The following is a 17,116-nucleotide window of genomic DNA, read 5'->3' as shown; positions in this document are numbered from 1 at the left end:
CCCGCACGGCCCGATCAGTCGAGGCGGAGCGTGGCGAGCGTCTCTTCGAGCTCGTCGGGCTTGATCAGGACCTCGCGGGCCTTCGACCCCTCGGACGGCCCGACGATGCCCCGGGTCTCCATGAGGTCCATCAGCCGGCCGGCCTTGGCGAAGCCGACCCGCAGCTTGCGCTGGAGCATCGAGGTGGAGCCGAACTGGGAGGTGACCACGAGATCGATCGCCTGGATCAGGACGTCCAGGTCGTCGCCGATCTCCTCGTCGATGTCCTTCTTCTTGCTCGGCGGCGGCGCGGTGACGTCCTCGCGGAACTCCGCCTCGCGCTGGTCCTTGCAGAACTTGACGACGTCGTGGATCTCCTTCTCGTCCACCCACGCGCCCTGGATGCGCACCGGCTTGGAGGCGCCCATCGGCAGGAAGAGACCGTCGCCCCGGCCGAGCAGCTTCTCGGCGCCCGGCTGGTCGAGGATGACCCGGGAGTCGGCGAGCGAGCTCGTCGCGAACGCGAGCCGGGACGGGACGTTCGCCTTGATGAGGCCGGTGACCACGTCGACCGACGGGCGCTGGGTGGCGAGGACCAGGTGGATGCCGGCCGCCCGGGCGAGCTGGGTGATCCGGACCACCGAGTCCTCGACGTCGCGGGGCGCCACCATCATCAGGTCGGCGAGCTCATCGATGACAACCAGCAGATAGGGGTACGGCTTCATGACCCGCTCGCTGCCCGGCGGCGCGACGATCTCGCCGCTGCGGACCTTGCGGTTGAAATCATCGATATGGCGTACGCCGTTGGCCGCAAGATCGTCGTAGCGCATGTCCATCTCGCGCACGACCCACTCGAGCGCGTCGGCCGCCTTCTTCGGGTTCGTCACGATCGGCGTCACGAGGTGCGGGATGCCCTCGTACGCCGTCATCTCCACCCGCTTCGGGTCGACCAGCAGCAGCCGCACCTCGTCCGGCGTGGCCCGGGTCAGGATCGACACCAGCAGCGAGTTGAGGCACGACGACTTACCCGCACCGGTCGCGCCCGCGATCAGGATGTGCGGCATCTTGGCCATGTTGGCGACGACGAAGCCGCCCTCGATGTCCTTGCCGAGCGCGACGACCATCGGGTGCTGGTCGTTGGTGGCGGCTCGCGAGCGCAGCACGTCACCGAGCGAGACGTTCTCCGGGTCGGTGTTCGGGATCTCCACGCCGACCGCGCTCTTGCCCGGGATCGGCGAGAGGATGCGCACGTCCGGGGACTTCACGGCGTACGCGATGTTGCGGGAGAGCTGGGTGATCCGCTCGACCTTGACCCCCGGGCCGACCTCGACCTCGTAGCGGGTGACCGTCGGGCCCCGGGTGAACCCGACGACCTGCGCGTCGACCCGGAACTGGTCGAAGACGCCGGTGAGGGCGACCATCACCTCGTCGTTGGCCTTGCTGCGGGTCTTGGGCGCGGAGCCGGTGCCCAGCATCGCGGCGGGCGGCAGCGTGTACTGCCCCGGGACCGGCTTGATCTCCAGTTGCTCGGCCACGACCGGCGCCGGGGAATGCTCGGGTGCCTTGCGCCGGGACGGGACCTTCGGGATCCGGGGCAGGGCGACCGTGTCGTGCAGGATCTCGTCCTCGACCGGCGGCTCGTCGTCCTCGGCGGAGCCCAGCCCGATGTCGGCCAGCGAACCCTGCCGGCGCCGCGGGGGCCGGCGGCGTTTGGGCTCCTCTTCGCCGTCCTCCGCGTCGAGGTCGGGCATGATCTCGTCGGCGGTGGGCAGCGGCGACCGGATCGTCGACGAGCGGCCCAGCAGCATGTCGGCGAGCAGCATCACGCGCTCCGGGACCCGGCTGATCGGCGTCGCGGTGATCACCAGCAGCCCGAAGACGAAGAGCAGGATCAGCAGCGGCACCGCCACCCAGGCGGTGACGGCGCGTTCGAGCAGGGCGCCGACTCCGTACCCGATGAGACCGCCCGCGTCGTCGAGACCTGCGCTGTCCCTCGGTGTCTGGGCGACGTGCAGCAGGCTCGCGGTCGCGACCACCAGCGCCGACCAGCCGACCAGGGACCGGCCCCGGTGCTCCGGATCCGCGGGCTTACGCATCAGGCGGATGGCGCCGTACAGCAGAAGAAGCGGAAGCAGGACGGCCAGGCCGCCGAAGAAAAGATGGACCGCGTCGGCCAGCCGCTTGCCGACCGGGCCCGCGGAACCAGCCCAGACGGCGACGCCGATGAGGATCGACAGGCCCAGCATGAGCAGCCCGGCGCCGTCGCGGCGATGCTCCGGATCGATGTCCTTGGCCGTCGCGGCATGGCGTCCGACACCGCGGGCGGCCCAGCCGACGCTGTGCGCCACACCCATGAAAAGAACCCTGACGCCACTACCGACCACCGCGCCGGGGTTCGGCCGCGGTTTCGTCGCGCTCTTCGCCCTGACCCGTGGGGCCGCGGCTTTACGGGGCGCCGACTTGCGAGGAGCCGGTTGCCGGGCACGCGAAGACGCGGTGCCGCCCTTCGATGCGGCGCCGCCCCTGGATGTGCTGCCCCGGCTCGCCGGAGGAGTACGGCCCGCCATGCCTCATACCGTAACTTGTGCGCGCTCACGCGTACGCGCGCCGCACCGCGACCATCTTTCGCATTTGAGAACGTTTAGGATCAAGCGATGTCCGCGTTTCTGCAGCCCCTGAGCAACGAACTGATCTCCGCGGCCCTGGACGCGCGCGAGTTCGCCTACTTCACCGACGAGGACGGTGACATCGCCGGCGACTGGCAGAGCTGCCACATCTACTTCTTCCGGGTGGGCAAGGACGGCGAGATCTTCCAGGTCCGCATCCTGACCCACACCGATTTCAGTACGGACGACGTGCCCAAGCTGTACGCGTTCTGCAACGCCTGGAACCACGACCGGCTCTGGCCCAAGGCGTACGTCCACACCGGCGACGACGGAGTCGTGCGGGTCGTCGGCGAGGTCGGCGCGGACTTCGAGCACGGCGTCACGCTGGAGCAGCTCGACCAGGTGATGATCTGCGGGATCGCCACCGGCGTGGAGCTAGCGGAGGCGGCGGCGGCGCTGAAGTAGGGCGAAGCCGGTCCACGAGGTCAGGATCAGGACGGCCACCACGATCTGCGCGACCCACTCGTAGCCGTGCGGGTAGAAGACACCGGCGGCGTGGTTGTCGAGGAAACCGCCCTCGAGCGCGGGCTTGCCCAGCCCTTCACGACCGCGGTCCTCGAGCCAGGTGAGCGGGCACTTCAGCTTCGCCACCACGATGACCAGCAGCCAGAGCGCGGCGATCACCTGCACCCAGATCAGGCGGGGCCAGCGCCAGGCGAGGAAGCCGCCGAAGATACCGAACGCCAGGAACGCGTAATGCGCGCCGACGGCAAACGCGACAACCAGTTCGTAACCCACGGCGCCAAGGTACAGATAGCTCCGCCGACTGATAGTCCAGGCTTGGGGTGGTAAGCACAGCTTGGGTAGCAGCACAGCGCTGCCCGCGTAGGACGGAGGATGGCCTACGCGGGCAGCACGTCTTCGAGCGGGTATTTCAGGTGGGTCAGTTGTGGCGGTGGTGACCGCGACGGTGGTGCTGGCCACCCGACGACGCCGGGGGCGTGGTCGGCTCGGCCGAAGCCGACGCTGTGGGCTCAGCCGACGCGGGCGGGGTCGAAGCCTCGGCCGGCGGCGGGGTCGCGGCGCCGCCATCGGTGGTGATCAGCGTGAGGTTGTTCGTGTCGAGGATCTCGGTGATCGGCTGGAAGAACGTCTCGCCGCCGACCGTGCAGTCACCCGAACCGCCCGAGGTCACGCCCTGGGCCTGGTCACCGGTGAACCAGGAGCCGCCGGAGTCGCCACCCTCGGCGCAGGCATCCGTACGGGTGAGGCCGGTGACCGCGCCCTCCGGGTAGTTGACCGTCTGGTTCTTCGCCAGAATCGTCCCGCAGTGCAGGCCCGTGGTGGAACCGGAGCGGCACACGGCCGAACCGATCGGCGCCTCGGTGCTGCCGGCGACCGGCAGCGCGTTGCCCTGGAAGTCGTCGACGAACGGCTGCAGGCCGACGCCCGCCTCCGTCTTCACGAAGCCCATGTCGGCGTCGCCGGGGAAGACCGAGGCCTCGACCACGCCCTGCGCGCCGCCCTCGAAGTCGGTGGTCACGGTGCCCGCCGCGCCGCAGTGCCCGGCGGTGACGAAACCGCCCTCGACCGCGAACCCGATCGAGCAGCGGGCCTGGCCGCCGTCGAGGTTGATGAAGTACGGCTGGGCACCGATGACGTCCGCCAGCGGCTTCGGCGCCGCCTTGACGGTGGCCACCTTCACGGCGGAATCCGGCAGACCGGCGTCCTCGGCGAGCTCCGCGGCGTACTCGGTGTAGCCCGGCAGCGCCTGGATGACGACCTTGTTCGACGCCACGTCGACATACCAGCCGGGCAGGACCAGGTCTGCCTTCGTGGCGGTGGTGTCGAGCGCCTTCTTCGCGGAGTCCAGCTGGGCGACGCTGCGCTTCACCAGCTTCGGCACCGCACCGGCGGCCTTGACGTCGTCCGCCAGGCCCGGGTCGGTGATCGCGATGTTGAGCGTGGTGCCGTTCGTGAGCCAGGAACCGCCGTAGGAATCCCCGGAGGTGTCACGCAGCGTAGTCGCCACGCCGGCCGCCCACTTCGCCCGCTCGACCTGCGCGGTGGCCTCATCGGTGCTGACACCGAGATCCCGCTTCATGGCCGCGAGCAGCTGTGGCGCCACTGCGCCAGGCTGTGCGGCGGCGGACCCCGACGGGCTGGTGCCCGCCATGGAAGGCAGTGTGAAAGCCACCGCCGCGCCCGCTGCCGTCACTGTCGCCGCGATCGCGACAACCGTTCTGCGCTGCATTCGGTACTCCCCTCGCATCGCGGTGCCGTGGGGGCGGCACCGTGCTCATCGATACGAAGGGGAGCCCGGAACAGTTCAAAAAACGGTCAAACCTCGACCACAGTCGGCACGATCATCGGCCGGCGACGGTAGGCGTCGTTCACCCAGCGACCGACCGTACGCCGTACGACCTGCTGCAACTGGTGGGTGTCGACGACACCCTCCTCGGCCGAGCGATGCAGGGCCGCAGTGAGCAAGGGAATCATCGGGTTGAATGCCTCGGGGTCCTCGGAGAAGCCCTTCGCCATGATCGTGGGCTCCCCCACGACCTTGCCGGTGACCGAATCGATCACCACGGTGGCCGAGATGAACCCGCCGTCGCCCAGTATCCGGCGCTCGGTCAGCAGCGACTCACTGACGTCACCGACGGCCAGCCCGTCGACGTACACATAGCGGTTCTTGACCCTGCCGACGTGCCGCGCGTGACCCTCGACGAGGTCCACGACATCGCCGTCCTCACACAGCACGACGCGGTCCGGCGCGACCCCGGACTCGATGCCGAGCTGGGCGTGGGCCCGCAGATGCCGCCACTCTCCGTGCACGGGCATCAGGTTGCTCGGGCGTACGACGTTGAGCAGATAGAGCAGCTCGCCCGCCGGAGCGTGCCCGGAGACGTGCACCTTCGCGGTGTCCTTGTGCACCACCGTGGCACCGGCCCGGGCCAGCTGGTTGATCACCCGGTAGACACTCGTCTCGTTGCCGGGCACCAGCGAGCTCGCCAGCACCACCGTGTCACCCGGGGCGATCGTGATGTGCCGGTGATCGCCGGTCGACATGCGGCCCAGCGCGCTCATCGGCTCGCCCTGCGACCCGGTCGACATGAAGACGATCTCGTCCGGCGGCAGGTTCGTCGCCTCGTCCAGGCTGACCAGCAGGCCTTCCGGAATGTGCAGCAGGCCGAGATCCCGGGCGATGCCCATGTTGCGGACCATCGACCGGCCGATCAGGGCGACCTTGCGCTCGTACTCGTACGCCGCGTCGAAGACCTGCTGCACGCGGTGCACGTGCGACGCGAAGCTGGCGACGATGACCCGGCCGTGGGCCTTGCCGAAGATCGCGTTGAGGACCGGGCCGATGTCGCGCTCGGGCGTGACGAAGCCGGGGATCTCCGCGTTCGTGGAGTCCGACAGCAGCAGGTCGACGCCCTCCATACCCAGCCGGGCGAACCCGGCGAGGTCGGTGATCCGGCCGTCGAGCGGCACCTGGTCCATCTTGAAGTCACCGGTGTGCAGCACCAGGCCGGCGGGGGTCCGCACTGCCACGGCGAGAGCGTCCGGGATCGAGTGGTTGACCGCGAAGAACTCCAGCTCGAACGGGCCCATTCGCTCGCGCTGACCCTCCCGCACCGTCAGCGTGTAGGGGTCCAGGCGGCGCTCCGCCAGCTTCGCCTCGACGAGCGCGAGGGTGAACTCGGACCCGACGAGCGGGATGTCCGGCTTGTGGGCCAGCAGGTAGGGCACCGCGCCGATGTGGTCCTCGTGCCCGTGGGTGAGGACGATCGCCTGCACGGCGTCGAGGCGGTCCAGGATAGGAGTGAAGTCCGGCAGGATCAGATCCACGCCGGGTTGCTCCACGTCGGGGAAGAGGACCCCGCAGTCGACGACCAGCAACTTGCCGTCGTACTCGTAAACGGTCATGTTCCGGCCGATGGCGCCGAGGCCGCCGAGCGGCATGACGCGCAGGGCGCCTTCCGGCAACGGCGGTGGCGGATCCAGCTCGGCGTGCGCTTGGCTCATCTACTTCTTTCCGGTTCTCAGAGGTCCACGCCGGCCGCTTTGGCGTCCTGGCGCAGTTGGTCCATTTCCGCGTCTGTGGCGTCGGCCAGCGGCAGCCGCACGGGGCCCGCGGGCAGCCCCAGGGCGCGCAGCCCGGCCTTGACGAGGATCGTGCCCTGGGTGCGGAAGATCCCGGTGTAGAGCGGCAGCATCTGCCGGTGCAACGCGAGCGCACCGGCGACGTCACCCCGCTCGTAAGCCAGAATCATCTCCTTCGTCCGCGGCCCCACAAAATGCGTCGACGTGCCGATCACCCCGGCCGCACCCACTGCCAGCAGAGGCAGCGTCGCGGCATCCTCACCCGAATAGAAGGCAAGGTCCGTACGCCGCAGCACGTCAGAGGTAGCCGCGATGTCACCCTTCGCGTCCTTCACCCCGACGATATTCGGATGCTCGGCCAGCCGCACCAAAGTCTCAGTAGCGATCGGTACGCCCGACCGGTGCGGAATGTCGTACAGCAGCACCGGCAGCCCGGTGGCGTCCGCCACGGTGGTGAAATGCTGCAACAGCCCGGACTGCGGCGGCTTGTTGTAGTAGGGCGTGACCACGAGCAACCCGTGAGCGCCGGCCTTTTCCGCCGAACGCGCCAACTCCACGGTGTGCGCGGTGTTGTTGGTCCCCACACCCGCCAGAATCTTCGCCCGATCGCCGACAGCCTCGCCGACGGCCCGCAGCAACTGCTCCTTCTCGGCATCGGTCGTGGTCGGTGACTCCCCACCCGTGCCACTGATGACCAGCGCGTCATGACCCTGCTCGTCAACCAGCCACTTGGCGAGGACAGCTGCGCCCTCCAGGTCGATGGCACCGTCCGGGGTGAACGGGGTGACCATGGCGGAGATCAGGCGGCCGAAGGGGTGCTGCGTCATGCCTTTAACTTATCCGACTAGCTGTTTTGCCACCGGGTGGGCTTCCGGGCGGTGACGGCCTCAGACGTAGAGGGAGGTGAAGGGGGCCCAGGGGAGGTTTCGGGCGATGCTGAAGAGGCCCCAGGCGGCGATGAAGATGCCCAGGACCGTGGGGGTGAGGGTGAGCTGGGGGATCTTCCAGCCGAAAACCCGTTTCGCGGCCCAGGCTACGTACATGTAGAGCAGGAACGGGACGGCGAAGACGAACAAGGCGTGATGGCGCGCTGCTGCAGGGATGTCGCCGTGGAGCAGGAACCAGGCCGCCCGGGTGCCGCCGCAGCCGGGGCAGACGAAGCCGGTGGTGTATTTCAGCAGGCAGGTGGGGGCTGAGCCCGCGTCGGCCGCTGCGGGGTTCGATGCCAGGGTGTAGCCGACCGCGCCTGCCATGCAGACCAGCATCGCCGTGGGGGCCACCCAGAGCGGGGACGACTGCCATTTGGACTGGATGAAGCGTGAGACCCGGTCCTGCTTCGGCGGCGGGTACGGCGGGTAGCCCGCGTAGCCCGGGTAACCCGCCCACTCCGCGCTGGGGGGTGCGGGGGGCTGCGGGGTGGCCGTGCTGCTCATGGGCGCCACGGTACACCCGGCGGAACAGCGCAGCCGTCCACCGATCAGGTCGTGCGAAACAGCGCAGGCCGTCCCCGATCAGGCCGTGCGAAACAGCGCAGGCCGTCCCCGATCAGGCCGCGCGGAACGGCCTGGCCGGAGCGGGCAGGGTCAGGCTTTGAGCGCTGCGGTGAGGGGGCCGGCCAGATCGCCTCGTTCGGGTGGGCTGATGGCGGAGAGGCCGAGCCAGGACGCGAGGCGGCGGAGCTCGATGGCCAGGGCCGCGGCTGTCTCGTCGGGGTCGGCGGTGGGTTCCTGCCAGGCCGCGGGAATCTGCAGGACGCCGGCCTTGCGGTCGGCCTTGAGGTCGAGGCGGGCGGCGAACGTGTCGCCGAGCAGGAACGGCAGGACGTAGTAGCCGTAGAGACGCTGGGCCGCGGGGACGTAGATCTCGATGCGGTAGTTCATGTCGAAGAGGCGCTCGGTGCGGGCGCGCTCCCAGATGAGAGGGTCGAACGGGCTGACAAGGGTGGCGGCCTGGACGCGGCGGGGCAGTTTCGCCTCGTGGTGCAGGTAGGTGGAGGCTTTCCAGCCCTTGACCGTGACCGGGAGCAGGACCTTGTCCTCGACGAGCTCGGCGACGGCCTGTTTGAAGCCGAGGACGGGGAGGCGGAAGTAGTCGCGGAGCTCCCCCTCGGCGGCGACGCCCAGGGAGCGGGCGGCGAGCTCGACCAGCGCGCGGAAGGCGTCCTGCGGGCTCGGCGTCGGGGTGTCGAGGATCTTCCGGGGCAGAACGCGCTCGGTCAGGTCGTAGCTGCGGGCGAAGGAAGTCGTACGCGTGGCAGCAGTGATCTCGCCCGAGTAGAACAGCCACTCGAGGGCCTGCTTGACCACCGACCAGTTCCAGCCCCAGTTGTCCTTGGCGCGGGGGACGTCGTGCTCGATCTCGGCGGCGGTGATCGGGCCCCGGTCGCGGACCTCGCCGAGGACGCGGGCGACCAGCTCGGGCTGCTGGGTGGCGATCCGGACCATGTTGCCCCACGCGTAGTCCTTGGCGCGGGCCATCCGCCAGCGGAACAGGGGCTGGAGGTCCACCGTGATCAGCGACGCCTCGTGCCCCCAGAACTCGAAGAGCTCGCGCGGGTTGCGGTAGGCGGCACGCTCCAGCAGCGCCGGGTCGTACGGCCCCAGGCGGCTGTAGAGCGGCATGTAGTGCGCGCGCTGGAGGACGTTGACCGAGTCCATCTGGATCAGGTGGAGCCGGCGCAGGACGCGGCGCAGGTGGCGCAGGTCGGTGGCGCCGCCGGGTGCGCGGTCGGTGAAGCCCTGTGCGGCCAGCGTGATGCGGCGGGCCTGGGCGACGCTGAGGGATTCAGGAACAGCCATCGTCGCAGGAGATTAGCCCACGGGTACGACAAGACGCCCCGTAACCCGGTGGTGACACTGCCGCGGTGGGCGTACATCGTGGATCTGTAGGCTGCCGGGCATGGCTCTCGGCTTCGTCCGTCCCGCCCGTCCCGAGGACGCCGCGGAGATCGCCCGCATTCAGCTCACGACCTGGCGTACGGCATATCGGCGGATGTTCCCCGCCCACGTGCTGGCCAACCTCGACGAGGCCTACCTGGCCCGGGGCTGGGCCGAGGCGATCGACGCGACCCCGTCACCCCGCCACCGCGTCCTGATCGCCGTCGAGCAGAGCGAGAGCGCGCAGACCGTGATCGGTTTCGCCGCCTCCGGTCCCGCCGACGAGCAGGCGCTGGCGCCCGAGGAGCCGGCCCTCCCGGACAACGTCGCCGCGATCACCGACCTGCTGGTGGAGCCGCGCTGGGGCCGCCGTGGCCATGGCAGCCGGCTGCTGCAGGCCACCGTGGATCTGTGGCGGGAGGACGGCTTCGTCTCGGCGGTGGCATGGGCCTACGAGGCCGACGACGCGATGCGGAAGTTCCTCGTATCGGCCGGCTGGGAGCCCGATGGTGTCGGCCGGGCCCTCGACGTCGACGACATGCTGGTCAACCAGCTACGCCTGCACGTTTCCCTAGAGCAGGGGGTCTAACCCGAGGGTCAGGCCGGGCCGGCTCTGGATGGTGCGGATGCCGAGCAGCACGCCCGGCATGAACGACGACCGGTCCAGGCTGTCGTGGCGGATCGTGAGCGTCTCCCCGGTGGTGCCGAAGAGGACCTCCTGATGGGCGACCAGGCCGGCTGCGCGGATCGAGTGCACCCGCACGCCGTCGATCTCGGTGCCGCGTGCCCCGGACATCTCCTCCTTGGTGGCGTCCGGCATGGGTCCCAGGCCGGCCTCGGATCGGGCGGCGCCGATCAGCCGGGCCGTGTGCGAGGCGGTGCCGCTGGGGGCGTCGAGCTTGCGCGGGTGGTGCTGCTCGATGATCTCGGCGGACTCGAAATACTTCGCCGCGCGGGCCGCGAACTGCATCATCAGCACCGCGCCGATGCCGAAGTTGGGGGCGATCAGCACGCCGACCTCCGGGCGGTCGGCGAGCCACGAGCGGACCTGGCCGAGGCGCTGCTCGTCGAAGCCGCTGACCCCGACGACCGCGTGGAGGCCCCGGTCGATGGCCCAGCGCAGGTTGTCCATGACCGCGTCCGGCGTGGTGAGGTCGACCAGGACGTCGGCGCCCGCGGCGTCTTCGAGTTTGTCGCCACGGACGACGGCCGCGACCAGCTCGAGATCACCGGCCGCTTCGATCGCCTTGCACGCCTCGGAGCCCATCCGGCCCCGAGCTCCCAGAACACCCACTCGGATCGTCACGCGGACACCCTATCGGCATCACGACGGCGGGCCCACCAGCGCTCGGCGAAGCCCACGAGCAGGAAGATCCCCGCTACGTACGCCCAGCCGACCAGCACGTCGATGACGTAGTGCTCGCCGGAATACACCAGGGTGAAGGTCATCGCGAGCGGGTAGGCGAGCAGCAGCGGCCACCACTTCTTCGCCACCATCGGCAGGAAGAACGAGACGGCCATCATGGCGTACGCCGTATGCAGCGAAGGCATCGCAGCGACCGGGTTGGCGGCGTCGACCTGCAGCGCGTTGAGCGTGTTACCGGCGCTGTGCAGCCCGATCGCGTTCCACCCGTTCGTCGAGATGCGCTCGACGTGCTGCGGGAGCTGGCCGTAGAGCGACGCCCACCACGGCGGCGCGGCCGGGTAGAGGAAATACGTGATGAGGCCGAACAAGCTGAGCACGAACCAGCGGCGCATGAACCGGGCCCACAGCTCGCGCTGGCGCAGCCACAGCAGCACGCCGATGGTCGGCACCGCGAGGAAGTGCGAGACGTAGACCAGCGAGACCACGACCTCCCACCACTGCACCACGTCGGGCCGGTAGAGGTGGTCCTGGAGCCACACCGTGGGGACCACGTCGCCGGTCGCCCAGCCGAACATCGCCTCGTCGGCGTGGATCAGCGGGAAGACGTGCGGCGCGAACAGGTCGTCGGCGTACGCGCGGGAGATGTTGTAGAGCACCAGCAGCAGCGAGATCGGCAGCCAGTCACGCAGGAAGAGCAGGTGCTGGCGCCAGGGCAGGTCGCTGCGCCACGCGATGGTGGCGAGCCACAGCCAGCCGAAGGCGATGAGCGGGTCGCTGGTCGGCACGCCGATGAAGTACGTGCCGACCGCGAAGAGCACCGCCCAGATGGACATGCCGATGATGCGGCGCTTGCGGCGAGCCGCAGGGGCCGCCGTTTCCTCGACGGGGGGCGGGGGGCTGACGACGGTCACGGGGTCCCAGGTTAGCTGGCGGCCGCGAAGGCGTCGTCGTCGAACGGCCCGACCACCGCGAGGGACATCGGCTGGGTGAACAGGTCGGCGGCGAGCTCGTTGCATTCCTGGAGGGTGACCTCGTCGACCCGGGCCAGCAGCTCATCGACGCCCATCAGGTCGCCGTAGAGCAGCTCGGACTTCGCGAGGCGGCTCATCCGCGAGCCGGTGTCCTCCAGGCCGAGGACGTACGAGCCCTTGACCATGCCCTTGCCCCGGGCCAGCTCGGCCTCGGTGATGCCGTCGGCTGCCACCGCGGCCAACTCGGCGCGGATCAGTTTCAGCACCTCGTCGGCCTTGCCCGGCGCGCAGCCCGCGTAGACGCCGAAGAGGCCCGCGTCGGCGTACTGGCTGCCGTAGGAGTAGACCGAATACGCGAGCCCGCGCTTCTCCCGGATCTCCTGGAACAGCCGGCTCGACATGCCCCCGCCGAGGACGTTGTTGAGCACGCCCAGCGCGAAACGCCGCTCGTCGTCGCGGGTGATGCCGATCCCGCCGAGGACGAGGTGGGCCTGCTCGGTGTCCCGGTTGCGGACAACCGTCGTCGGGCGCTGCGTCTTGTGCCGGGTCGTCGAGCGCGGTTTCGCCTGCTCGGGCTCGTGATCGAGCGGACTGCCCGCGAGCGTTGCCCGGACGAGCTTGACGACCTTCGCATGGTCGAGGTTGCCGGCCGCGGTGATGACGATCTCGGACGCTTTGTACCGGCTGCGATAGAACCGGTTGATCTGCGTACGCGTCATCGGCGTGATGGTCTCCTCGGTGCCGGAGATCAACCGGCCCAGCGCCGTGCCCGGACCGAAGATCGCCTCGCTGAAGACGTCGTGCACCTCGTCACCGGGCTCGTCGTCGTGCATGGCGATCTCCTCGAGGATCACGCCACGCTCGGTCTCCACGTCGGCCGGGGCGAGCACCGAGTTGGCGACGGCGTCACAGAGCACGTCGATGGCGAGCGGCAGGTCGGCGTCGAGCACCCGCGCGTAGTAGCAGGTGTATTCCTTCGTGGTGAAGGCGTTGGTCTCGCCGCCGACGGCCTCGATCTCCGCGGAGATGTCGAGGGCCGAGCGCTTCTCCGTGCCCTTGAACAGCAGGTGTTCGAGGAAGTGCGAGGCGCCGGACATCGCGGGCGTCTCATCGCGGGAGCCGATCCGGACCCACACGCCGAGTGCGGCGCTGCGGGTTGTCGGGATCGCCTCGGTGAGGATGCGCAGGCCGCTCGGGAGAGTCGTGCGGCGTACACCGTCTTGCAGGGAATCGGTCTTCGTCCGTCTGGGGGTGGCGGCGGGGCGGCCGGACGGGGTAGACGCGCGGGCAGGCCTTTCGGCCTGCCCGCGGTTAGTGCTCGTTGTCATGTGGTGATTAGCCGCGGTCTCCGCCGCGGTCACCGGCGGGACGGGCACGGCGGCGGCGAGGCTCGCCACCCTCGGCCCGGTCGCCACCACGCTCGGCGCGCGGTGCGCGCTCCTCGCGGGGCTTGTCACCATCCGCAGCGGCGGCGGGGGCGGCCGGAGCCTCCTCGCCCTCGGGGCGGACCTTGTCCAGGTAGATCTTGCCGCGGTTGTCGATGTCCGCGATCGAGACCTCGACCTTGTCGCCGACGTTGAGGAAGTCCTCAACCTTGTCGACGCGCTTGCCGTCGCCCACCTTGGAGATGTGCAGCAGGCCGTCGCGGCCCGGGAGCAGCGAGATGAACGCGCCGAACGCGGCCGTCTTCACGACCGTGCCGAGGAACTTGTCGCCCATCTTCGGCAGCGTCGGGTTGGCGATGGCGTTGATCCGCTCCACCGCGGCGTCGGCCGAGGGGCCGTTCGTCGCGCCGACGTAGATCGTGCCGTCGTCCTCGATCGAGATGTCGGCGCCGGTCTCGTCCTGGATGGCGTTGATCGTCTGGCCCTTCGGGCCGATGACCATGCCGATCTTGTCGACCGGGATCTTCACGGTGGTGACCCGCGGGGCGTAGTCACTCATCGTGGCCGGGCCCTCGATCGCCGCGGTCATCACATCGAGGATCGTGGCGCGGGCCTCGTGGGCCTGCTGCAGCGCACCGGCGAGCACGTCCGACGGGATGCCGTCGAGCTTGGTGTCGAGCTGCAGCGCGGTGACGAACTCGCTGGTGCCGGCGACCTTGAAGTCCATGTCACCGAACGCGTCCTCGGCACCGAGGATGTCGGTCAGCGCGATGTACTGGGTCTTGCCGTCGACCTCGTCGGAGATGAGGCCCATGGCGATGCCGGCGACCGGCGCCTTCAGCGGCACACCGGCGCTGAGCAGGGCCAGCGTCGAGGCGCAGACCGAACCCATCGAGGTGGATCCGTTGGAGCCGAGTGCCTCGGACACCTGACGGATCGCGTAGGGGAACTCCTCACGCGACGGCAGGACGGGCACCAGGGCCCGCTCGGCCAGCGCGCCGTGACCGATCTCGCGGCGCTTCGGCGAACCGACGCGGCCGGTCTCACCGGTGGAGTACGGCGGGAAGTTGTAGTTGTGCATGTAGCGCTTGGACTTCTCCGGGGAGAGGGTGTCCAGGGCCTGCTCCATGCGCAGCATGTTCAGCGTGGTGACGCCCATGATCTGGGTCTCGCCCCGCTCGAACAGCGCCGATCCGTGCACCCGCGGCAGGATGCCGACCTCGGCGCTCAGCGGGCGGATGTCACGCGGGCCACGGCCGTCGATGCGGACCTGCTCGCGCAGCACGCGCTGGCGCACCTCGGACTTGGTGACCGAGCGGAACGCCGCGCTGATCTCCTTCTCGCGACCCTCGAACTGGGCGTCGAGCAGCTCGTGCGCCTTGTCCTTGACCCGGTCGAGGGCCTCTTCGCGCTCCTGCTTGGCAGCGATCTTGAGGGCCTCGGCGGTCTCCTCGCGAACGGCCTCGACGACCGCGGAGTAGACGTCGTCCTGGTAGTCGAGGAAGACCGGGAACTCCTGGACCGGCTTCGCGGCGATCTCGGCCAGCTCGCTCTGCGCGCGGCACAGCTCGCGGATCGCGGGCTTGGCGGCCTCCAGGCCGCTCGCCACGACCTCTTCGGTCGGCGCGGTGGCACCGGCGGCGATCAGCTTGACCGCGTGCGGGGTGGCCTCGGCCTCGACCATCATGATCGCGACGTCGTCACCGACGACCCGACCGGCGACGACCATGTCGAAGGTGGCCCGCTCGAGCTCCTCGATGGTCGGGAACGCGACCCACTGGCCCTCGATGTGCGCCACGCGGGTCGAGCCGACCGGGCCGCTGAACGGCAGGCCGGAGAGCTTGGTCGACATCGAGGCGCCGTTCATGGCGACGACGTCGTAGGGGTGCGCCGGGTCGAGCGCGAGGACGGTCTCGACGACCTGGACCTCGTTGCGCAGGCCCTTGGTGAACGACGGGCGCAGCGGCCGGTCGATCAGGCGGCAGGTGAGGATCGCGTCCTCGCTGGGGCGGCCCTCCCGGCGGAAGAACGAGCCGGGGATGCGGCCCGCGGCGTACATCCGCTCCTCGACGTCGACCGTCAGCGGGAAGAAGTCGAAGTGCTCCTTCGGGTGCTTACCGGCCGTGGTGGTCGAGAGAACGGTGGTCTCGCCCAGCTGGACGATGACCGATCCGCCGGCCTGCTTCGCGAGCTTGCCGGTGGAGAAAGTGATCTCACGGGTGCCGAACGATCCGTTGTCGATCACTGCGGTGCGAGATTCGGTGCCGAGAGCTTTCTGCTCTGTCATGTGGTGCGGTACTCCTTCGTCGAGGACCCGGCGGTCTCTACAGCGCGGTTGCAGCGTGGCCGGTCTTCGATCGAAGTGCCCGGGATTCTGGCCCGGGAACCACTACCGAGGACCGGTGCCGTCAGAAGAACTGTGGCCGCGCGGGTCCGTGGGTTAAAGCTCGGGGGAGCGGCCCCGTTGGGCCACTCCCCCGGTCAAGCTATCGGCGCAGGCCGAGACGCTCGATGAGCGTCCGGTAGCGCGCGATGTCCTTCTTCTGAACGTAGTTCAGCAGGCGGCGGCGACGACCCACCAGCAGCAGCAGACCACGACGGCTGTGGTGGTCGTGCTTGTGCACCTTGAGGTGCTCGGTGAGGTCGGCGATCCGCTTGGTGAGCATCGCGACCTGAACCTCGGGAGAGCCGGTGTCGCCCTCCAGGGTCGCGTACTCGGTCATGATCTTGGTCTTGGTCTCTTGATCGAGCGCCATGTTCTCCGTGATTCCGTGTTGCCGATTGACTCGGTTTCCTCGCGGCCCGCGGCGTCGGGCAGGCGGGCGAGACCGCACATCAGTTTCGATGCAGGGATCAGATATGCCGATCCGGCGTTAACTTTACCAGCCGATTAAGGCAGCAGCTCGCGGGTCTGTTGCACGTCCTCGTTGATCTGGGTGATCAAGGGCTCGATGGCCGTATATGTCCGCTGCTCACGTAGGTGCGCCACGAAGTCGAGCTCGACCCGCTCGCCGTAAAGGTCGCCGTCGAAGTCGAGAACATAGGCCTCTACCCGGCGCTCCGTACCCGAGAATGTCGGATTCGTCCCGATGGAAACCGAGGCACGGTGCGATTCGGAGCCCCGCCGCATCCAGGCCGCATAGACGCCGTCCGCCGGGATCGCCGCGTAGCGGTGGCACATCAGGTTGGCGGTCGGGAAACCCAGCTCCCGGCCCCGCTGGTCACCCCGGACGACGACGCCCGCCAGATTGTGCGGACGGCCGAGCGCGGCAGCGGCGGCGGCGACATCACCGGCGGCGATGCAGCTGCGGATGTAGGTGGAGGAGAAGACCAGCCCGTCGGCGGTGACGAGCGGCGCCTCCTCGACGGTGTAGCCGAACGTGTTGCCCAGCTTCGCCAGCATCGCCAGGTCACCGGCCGCCCTGTGCCCGAAGCGGAAATTGTCCCCCTCGACGACCACGCTGGCGTGCAGGGCCTCGACCAGGACGTCGTGCACGAACTCCTCGGGGCTCAGCCGCGAGAACTCGGGGGTGAACGGCACCACGCACAACGCGTCGACACCCAGCTGCTCGATCAGCTCGGCGTGCCGCACCGGCTCGGTGAGCACCGCCGGGTGTGACCCCGGGCGCACCACCTCGGCCGGGTGCGGGTCGAACGTGACCACGACGGACTGCAGGCCGAGCTCGCGCGCCCGTTTCACGGTGTGCCCGATGATCGCCTGGTGCCCGCGGTGCACGCCGTCGAAGACGCCGATCGTCACCACGGACCGCCCGAAACCGCCCGGCACCGCCTCGTAGCCGCGCCACCGCTGCATCTCCGCGCCCTC

General features: G+C 69.4%; 15 protein-coding genes. 2 read left to right on the top strand and 13 right to left on the bottom strand.

Annotated elements, in window-relative coordinates; all coding sequences use genetic code 11:
- Window positions 1-14: 14 nt before the first annotated feature.
- Window positions 15-2,546 (bottom strand): FtsK/SpoIIIE family DNA translocase, encoded by a 2,532-nt coding sequence (locus tag Ahu01nite_RS23235; protein ID WP_203838689.1) that lies wholly within the window; start codon window positions 2,544-2,546, stop codon window positions 15-17.
- A gap of 87 nt (window positions 2,547-2,633) precedes the next feature.
- Here Ahu01nite_RS23235 and Ahu01nite_RS23230 point away from each other — a divergent pair, with 87 nt between their 5' ends.
- Window positions 2,634-3,050, top strand: a complete 417-nt coding sequence (locus tag Ahu01nite_RS23230) for a type III secretion system chaperone family protein (protein WP_203838688.1) — start codon at window positions 2,634-2,636, stop codon at window positions 3,048-3,050.
- Here the strand turns inward: Ahu01nite_RS23230 and Ahu01nite_RS23225 are convergent.
- The 6 genes from Ahu01nite_RS23225 to Ahu01nite_RS23200 all read right to left on the bottom strand — a co-directional run bounded on the left by Ahu01nite_RS23225 (window position 3,021) and on the right by Ahu01nite_RS23200 (window position 9,490).
- Window positions 3,021-3,383, bottom strand: coding sequence for a DUF2784 domain-containing protein (locus Ahu01nite_RS23225; protein WP_203838687.1), 363 nt, complete (start codon window positions 3,381-3,383; stop codon window positions 3,021-3,023). The genes Ahu01nite_RS23230 and Ahu01nite_RS23225 overlap by 30 nt on opposite strands.
- Window positions 3,384-3,528: 145 nt before the next feature.
- Window positions 3,529-4,839, bottom strand: coding sequence for a S1 family peptidase (locus Ahu01nite_RS23220; RefSeq protein WP_203838686.1), 1,311 nt, complete (start codon window positions 4,837-4,839; stop codon window positions 3,529-3,531).
- 86 nt (window positions 4,840-4,925) lie between these two features.
- Complete coding sequence (locus Ahu01nite_RS23215) at window positions 4,926-6,614, bottom strand: ribonuclease J (RefSeq protein ID WP_203838685.1); 1,689 nt, start codon at window positions 6,612-6,614, stop codon at window positions 4,926-4,928.
- Window positions 6,615-6,631: 17 nt separating this feature from the next.
- Window positions 6,632-7,519: a 4-hydroxy-tetrahydrodipicolinate synthase gene (dapA, locus tag Ahu01nite_RS23210; protein ID WP_203838684.1), complete on the bottom strand. Its 888-nt coding sequence runs from the start codon at window positions 7,517-7,519 to the stop codon at window positions 6,632-6,634.
- Window positions 7,520-7,579: 60 nt separating this feature from the next.
- Window positions 7,580-8,125, bottom strand: coding sequence for a DUF2752 domain-containing protein (locus tag Ahu01nite_RS23205; protein ID WP_203838683.1), 546 nt, complete (start codon window positions 8,123-8,125; stop codon window positions 7,580-7,582).
- Between the two features lie 150 nt (window positions 8,126-8,275).
- Window positions 8,276-9,490, bottom strand: a complete 1,215-nt coding sequence (locus Ahu01nite_RS23200) for a winged helix-turn-helix domain-containing protein (protein WP_203838682.1) — start codon at window positions 9,488-9,490, stop codon at window positions 8,276-8,278.
- Window positions 9,491-9,590: 100 nt separating this feature from the next.
- On the opposite strand from Ahu01nite_RS23200, the gene Ahu01nite_RS23195 reads away from it, so the two are divergent.
- Complete coding sequence (locus Ahu01nite_RS23195) at window positions 9,591-10,157, top strand: GNAT family N-acetyltransferase (RefSeq protein WP_203838681.1); 567 nt, start codon at window positions 9,591-9,593, stop codon at window positions 10,155-10,157.
- Here Ahu01nite_RS23195 and dapB read toward each other — a convergent pair.
- From dapB to Ahu01nite_RS23165, 6 genes are all read right to left on the bottom strand, one after another.
- Entirely contained in the window at window positions 10,140-10,874 is a 735-nt protein-coding gene (gene dapB, locus Ahu01nite_RS23190) for a 4-hydroxy-tetrahydrodipicolinate reductase (RefSeq protein ID WP_275411774.1), read from the bottom strand. The genes Ahu01nite_RS23195 and dapB overlap by 18 nt on opposite strands.
- Entirely contained in the window at window positions 10,871-11,845 is a 975-nt protein-coding gene (locus tag Ahu01nite_RS23185; protein ID WP_438874812.1) for a phosphatase PAP2 family protein, read from the bottom strand. Before Ahu01nite_RS23185 ends, dapB begins: the two co-directional genes overlap by 4 nt.
- A gap of 11 nt (window positions 11,846-11,856) precedes the next feature.
- Window positions 11,857-13,233 carry a M16 family metallopeptidase gene (locus Ahu01nite_RS23180; protein WP_203838679.1) on the bottom strand — a complete coding sequence of 459 codons (1,377 nt, stop codon included), beginning with the start codon at window positions 13,231-13,233 and terminating at the stop codon, window positions 11,857-11,859.
- Between the two features lie 7 nt (window positions 13,234-13,240).
- Window positions 13,241-15,577 carry a polyribonucleotide nucleotidyltransferase gene (locus Ahu01nite_RS23175; RefSeq protein ID WP_203838678.1) on the bottom strand — a complete coding sequence of 779 codons (2,337 nt, stop codon included), beginning with the start codon at window positions 15,575-15,577 and terminating at the stop codon, window positions 13,241-13,243.
- 199 nt (window positions 15,578-15,776) lie between these two features.
- Complete coding sequence (gene rpsO / locus Ahu01nite_RS23170) at window positions 15,777-16,046, bottom strand: 30S ribosomal protein S15 (protein WP_023561775.1); 270 nt, start codon at window positions 16,044-16,046, stop codon at window positions 15,777-15,779.
- Window positions 16,047-16,180: 134 nt separating this feature from the next.
- On the bottom strand, window positions 16,181-17,104 hold the full coding sequence (locus Ahu01nite_RS23165; protein WP_203838677.1) for a bifunctional riboflavin kinase/FAD synthetase: 924 nt from the start codon (window positions 17,102-17,104) through the stop codon (window positions 16,181-16,183).
- Window positions 17,105-17,116: the final 12 nt, after the last annotated feature.

This window comes from Winogradskya humida (assembly GCF_016862215.1).
Classification (GTDB): Bacteria; Actinomycetota; Actinomycetes; order Mycobacteriales; family Micromonosporaceae; genus Actinoplanes; species Actinoplanes humidus.
This window is presented reverse-complemented; position numbering and strand designations above follow the sequence as displayed.